The sequence below is a fragment of the Acidiphilium sp. AL genome, from assembly GCF_025499445.1.
Taxonomy (GTDB): Bacteria; Pseudomonadota; Alphaproteobacteria; order Acetobacterales; family Acetobacteraceae; genus Acidiphilium; species Acidiphilium iwatense.
This window is the reverse complement of the sequence record NZ_JAIMBZ010000088.1, coordinates 1-4,057: the sequence shown is the minus strand read 5'-3', so window position 1 is coordinate 4,057 and position 4,057 is coordinate 1. Positions and strand designations below refer to the sequence as shown.

General features: G+C 61.1%; 4 protein-coding genes and 3 pseudogenes. 3 read left to right on the top strand and 4 right to left on the bottom strand.

Annotated features, from left to right (window positions below):
- Positions 1–131: 131 nt before the first annotated feature.
- Positions 132–445 (top strand): annotated as a pseudogene (locus AiwAL_RS19760) (transposase); the annotation flags it as partial.
- 35 nt (positions 446–480) lie between these two features.
- Here AiwAL_RS19760 and AiwAL_RS19755 read toward each other — a convergent pair.
- A protein-coding gene (locus AiwAL_RS19755; protein ID WP_408851989.1) for an IS3 family transposase occupies positions 481–1,628 on the bottom strand; the annotation gives its coding sequence in 2 pieces (ribosomal slippage) (positions 481–1,364 and positions 1,364–1,628; 1,149 coding nt in all).
- Positions 1,629–1,685: 57 nt separating this feature from the next.
- Between AiwAL_RS19755 and AiwAL_RS19750 the strand changes: the two are divergent.
- Positions 1,686–1,868: pseudogene (locus tag AiwAL_RS19750) on the top strand (IS256 family transposase); the annotation flags it as partial.
- On the opposite strand, the gene AiwAL_RS19745 reads toward AiwAL_RS19750, so the two are convergent.
- Positions 1,805–2,104 carry a hypothetical protein gene (locus AiwAL_RS19745; RefSeq protein ID WP_235705729.1) on the bottom strand — a complete coding sequence of 100 codons (300 nt, stop codon included), beginning with the start codon at positions 2,102–2,104 and terminating at the stop codon, positions 1,805–1,807. The pseudogene AiwAL_RS19750 and the gene AiwAL_RS19745 sit on opposite strands and share 64 nt — an antisense overlap.
- Positions 2,105–2,165: 61 nt before the next feature.
- A complete protein-coding gene (locus tag AiwAL_RS19740) occupies positions 2,166–2,951 on the bottom strand; it encodes a site-specific integrase (RefSeq protein WP_235705730.1) in 786 nt (261 codons plus the stop codon).
- Positions 2,952–3,295: 344 nt separating this feature from the next.
- Between AiwAL_RS19740 and AiwAL_RS19735 the strand changes: the two genes are divergently transcribed.
- A complete protein-coding gene (locus AiwAL_RS19735; RefSeq protein WP_262313438.1) occupies positions 3,296–3,859 on the top strand; it encodes a hypothetical protein in 564 nt (187 codons plus the stop codon).
- A 79-nt stretch (positions 3,860–3,938) separates the two neighbouring features.
- Here the strand turns inward: AiwAL_RS19735 and AiwAL_RS19730 are convergent.
- Positions 3,939–4,057, bottom strand: a pseudogene (locus tag AiwAL_RS19730) (IS5/IS1182 family transposase); the annotation flags it as partial.

The window sequence follows — 4,057 nt, the reverse complement described above, 5'->3', positions numbered from 1 at the left end:
ACTGATCCTCAGGCCGGCGTTATTATGCCGCTTCCTTCACAGCGATCACCGCCTCCCAGGCCGAGTTGCGGACGGAGGTCGGCATAATCCGGAAGTCGGCATGATGCACCTAATGCCGATGTCGGCATTAGGTGCACAAGACCGTCAACGTGCTCGACAAAATGCCGAAATCCATCCAGCCGGCCGCGAAGGCCGATCTGCGCGAGATATGGACTGCCCCGGATCGGGCCACGGCCGAGGCGGCAGTCGCGACCTTCGCCGAGAAATACGAGTCGCGACCTTCGCCGAGAAATACGCGGCCAAATACGAGAAGGCGGTCACCTGCCTGATCAAGGACCGGGACGCGCTGCTGACCTTCTATGACTTCCCGGCCGAACACTGGGATCACCTGCGCACCTCCAATCCGATCAAGAGCGTGTTCGCCACGGTGCGCCACAGGACGATCTGGACTTGCTTCGGAAAAGTGGAGAGTTTTTTTGATCAGGCGCCCTGCCTCTCGTATGCGGCTGGGCTGACGAAGTCCAGAGACGAATGTCGCCGGACGGGATTGTAGAAGCTGTCGATATAGTTGCCGATGGCGGTTTCAGCCTCCTTGCGCGTCAGAAACACCGTCCGCCAAACGAGTTCCGACTTCAAGGTTTTGAAGAAGGTCTCGACGATGGCGTTATCAAAGCAATTACCCTTACCGGACATCGAGATGTGGGCCCCATGCCGGTGAAGTTCGCTCTGATAATCGATGGAACAATATTGGCTGCCGCGATCGGAATGACAGATCAGACCGGGTTTGGGACGACGAATGGCAAATGCCTGACGGAGCGCCGCCAGGGCGAGGTTGCGGTGCAGCCGGTCACGGACGGCCCAACCGATAATCCGCCGGGAGAAGAGGTCCATCACGATCGCCAGATAAAGCCACCCTTCTCGGGTCCAAACATAGGAAATGTCCGCCGACCATTTCTGGTTGGGGGCCGTGGCGGTAAAATCCTGGTCCAGCAGGTTCGGGGCGATCGGCCAGGGGTGCTCGCTGTCCGTCGTCCGCTTGAAGCGCCGCTTTTGCCGGGCGCGCAACCCGTTCTCCCGCATGAGGCGCGCGGTGCGTCTGCGGCCTACCGCCAGGCCCTGATCACGAAGCTCCCGGGTCATGCGCGGGCTGCCATAGGTGCCATTCGACAGAGAGAAGGCCGAACGGACATGCGCAAGCAGCACCATATCCTCCCGCTGCCGCTGGCTGGAAGGGCGGGATTTCCAGGCAAAATAACCGCTCTGGCTGACCCCAAGCACCCGGCAAAGCTGCTGGACAGGGAAGTCCTTCTTCGCCCGGTCGATGAGTTCGAACCTCACCGACTTCCCTCCTTGGCGAAAAAAGCCGTGGCCCGCTTCAGAATGTCCCGCTCCTGGCGCAGAATCTCATTCTCCCGCCGCAGCCGTTTCAGTTCCGCCGACGGGTCCTCTCCTGCCGGCCGTCGCTCCGGCTCGTCCACGACACGATCCCGGCTGCGCGACAGCCACCGCGTCAAGGTCGACAAGCTGACGCCAAGATCCTCCCCGATCTCTCGCTTCGTCCTTCCGCTTGTCCGCAACAAACGGACCGCTTCTTCCTCAAATTCCCTCGTGAACCGCTTCTGCTTCATGTCCAGAAAACTCCTCTTGACGCATCAGGAGCTCTCCACTTTTCCGAAGCAAGTCCAATCCGCACCAAGGGCGCGCTGTCGCAGGACACTGCCCGGCTGATGGTGTTCAAGCTGGTGATGGCCGCCGCCAGGACATGGCGAAAACTGAAGGGAGAAAATCAATTGCCCAAGGTCATTCAGGGCATTAAATTCCAGAACGGCGTCGAGGTCATCCAGACGCCAGCACAGAACGCCGCCTGATCACCGGCGTCACCCAAATTCCGGCATAGCTCATGCTCTTCACTTAAGTCGCTTAGCTCAATCCCCTTTTGCCCGAGCCATTTGCTGAAGCCTGCAGCCATCAGCACCTGGTTCCTCATAGAAACAAGACCGTAGCCTCGATCAGCGAGCCACTCGGAAAACGGAATAATGTAACTCGCCACCGGGCCCTCTGGCGGCCGCGACATCGCCAAATCATCACTTATGAAATACGTCATTGCTTGCTCCCTTTCCAAGCTGGATTGCCGGAAAGGCCACAAACTATCTCTACACGCTGTCCTATAAACCTTTGGAATCTTGAACCGAAATCCCGCTACTCGACATAGTTAGGCGGGGCAGATAGTGCCGCAGCGTATGCGGGCTGACATTCTTGGTGATGCCGGCGGCGGCTGCCGCATCCTCGACGACGCGCGAGAGCTGGCGGGTGGTGATCGGCTTGGCCGGGTCCTGGCCGGGAAACAACCAACCCCCATGCAGCATCACCCCGTGGCGCCGGCCCTCCTGCCACCAGGCCCGCAGCAGGGTCAGCAGGTCGAGCGACAGCATAGCGTGGCGATACCGGCCACCTTTGCCGCGTTCGACGCGGATCAGCATCCGCGCGCTGTCGATATCCCCCACTTTGAGTGAGGCTACCTCGGCGACCCGCAGGCCCGCACCATAGGCAACGGCAAGGGCAGCGCGATGCTTGAGGCTTTTGGCCGCGGCCAGCAGCCGCGCCACCTCGTCGGCACTCAGCACGGTCGGCAGTTTGCGGGCATAGCGCAGGCGGATGAGCTTGCGAGAGATCTCCGGCCGGTCGAGTGTGTGCGTAAAGAAGAAGCGCAGCGCTGAAACCGTGCTGTTCATCGCCGGCGCATGCATCCCCAGTTCCGACAGGTGAATTTGAAACCGCCGGATGTCCTCCGCCGTCGCCGTGTCAGGTGAACGGCCCAGGAATGACACAAAGCCGGCGACGCTGCGGATGTAGTCGCGACGGGTCTTCTCGGTAAACCCGCGCACGCTCATGTCTTCGATCAAGCGCTGGCGCAGCCCAGTGCCTGTGGATGGCGACATCAACTTGTTCATCGGTGGCTCCTCTAGGGTTGAAGGAGCCATCATGTTCAGAACAGGCCGCTAGCCCGTTCAATCAATCAAATTCATTCGAATTTGTCCGCCGCTCTCAACCCAAGCACCTCTCCCGCGAAGCGGGTTCGTGCTTCGATCGTTTTCAGGCATTAGTGCAATGTTTTGTTCCGTATAAAATGGTCTCTGTGATGTCCAGCGCTGTTCCGCCGATCGCGGCGAGGCGGGACGGGCGAAGCACGCGTGCTTGTGAACGCTGAAGGCCATTCCGATTCTGGACAATGCAGCAGGTCACACCAAGATTGCCGATCCGGGGATTTTCCCCCCACAAAGGAGATGATGTCGTCATGATCGGAAAGAAAATTCTGCTGATTGCGGCGGCTGCGCTGGCATTGCCTGCCGTCGCCTGGGCGGCCCGTCCCGCCGCCCCCGATCTCGTCATGATTCCGGTCGGTTTTGTGCCGGTGCCGGTGTTTCAGCCGGTTCTGCTGCCGAGGCCGCACGCCATGCTCCGCGAGATGGCGTTGATGCGGACGAGCATGGCAGCACTCCAGCGCCTCGCGATGCAGCCGATCATGCCGGCAATGCGGATCGCCGTCCCGCCGGGCGATTTCGGCTTCACCCAGGTGTCAATGGTATCGGTCTCCGGGTCGGGACAGGTGTGCGGCGAGACCGTGACCGTCGCGCCGGCGCCGGACGGCAGGCAGGTCGTCTCGGTGCGGCATATCGGCAAGGGCAGCGCGCCGCTGCCGGCTTCAATGCCCGCTCCGATGGCACCAATGCAGACCATGCCGGAGCCCGTGCAGGCCGCGCCGCATCCGCCGCCCGGCGCGCTGCCGCCGCCATCCAAGCTGATCTACGCCAAATACCAGATTCCGCCGAAAGGGGCGGCGCGCGTGCAGCAAGGTTGAGTTTGGCGGCGCCCACCCTGCCGGCGGTGAAAGCAGAAATGCGCCGCCTGTTTCGTCGGCTAAGAGTCTGACTCGGAACTCATGTGTAACGAGCGAGTCGGCGGGTGAGGAGCATGACGGATGCGGCGTAGAGGAAGGCGGTAGCGGAATGGATTGTACCCTCGAAATCCTTTGCCAGACGCCGGTTCCGGTTGAGCC

Coding starts and splice junctions, on each gene's coding strand:
- AiwAL_RS19740 (WP_235705730.1), bottom strand. CDS start 2,951: ATGAACAAGTTGATGTCGCCATCCACAGGCACTGGGCTGCGCCAGCGC.
- AiwAL_RS19745 (WP_235705729.1), bottom strand. CDS start 2,104: ATGACGTATTTCATAAGTGATGATTTGGCGATGTCGCGGCCGCCAGAG.
- AiwAL_RS19735 (WP_262313438.1), top strand. CDS start 3,296: ATGATCGGAAAGAAAATTCTGCTGATTGCGGCGGCTGCGCTGGCATTG.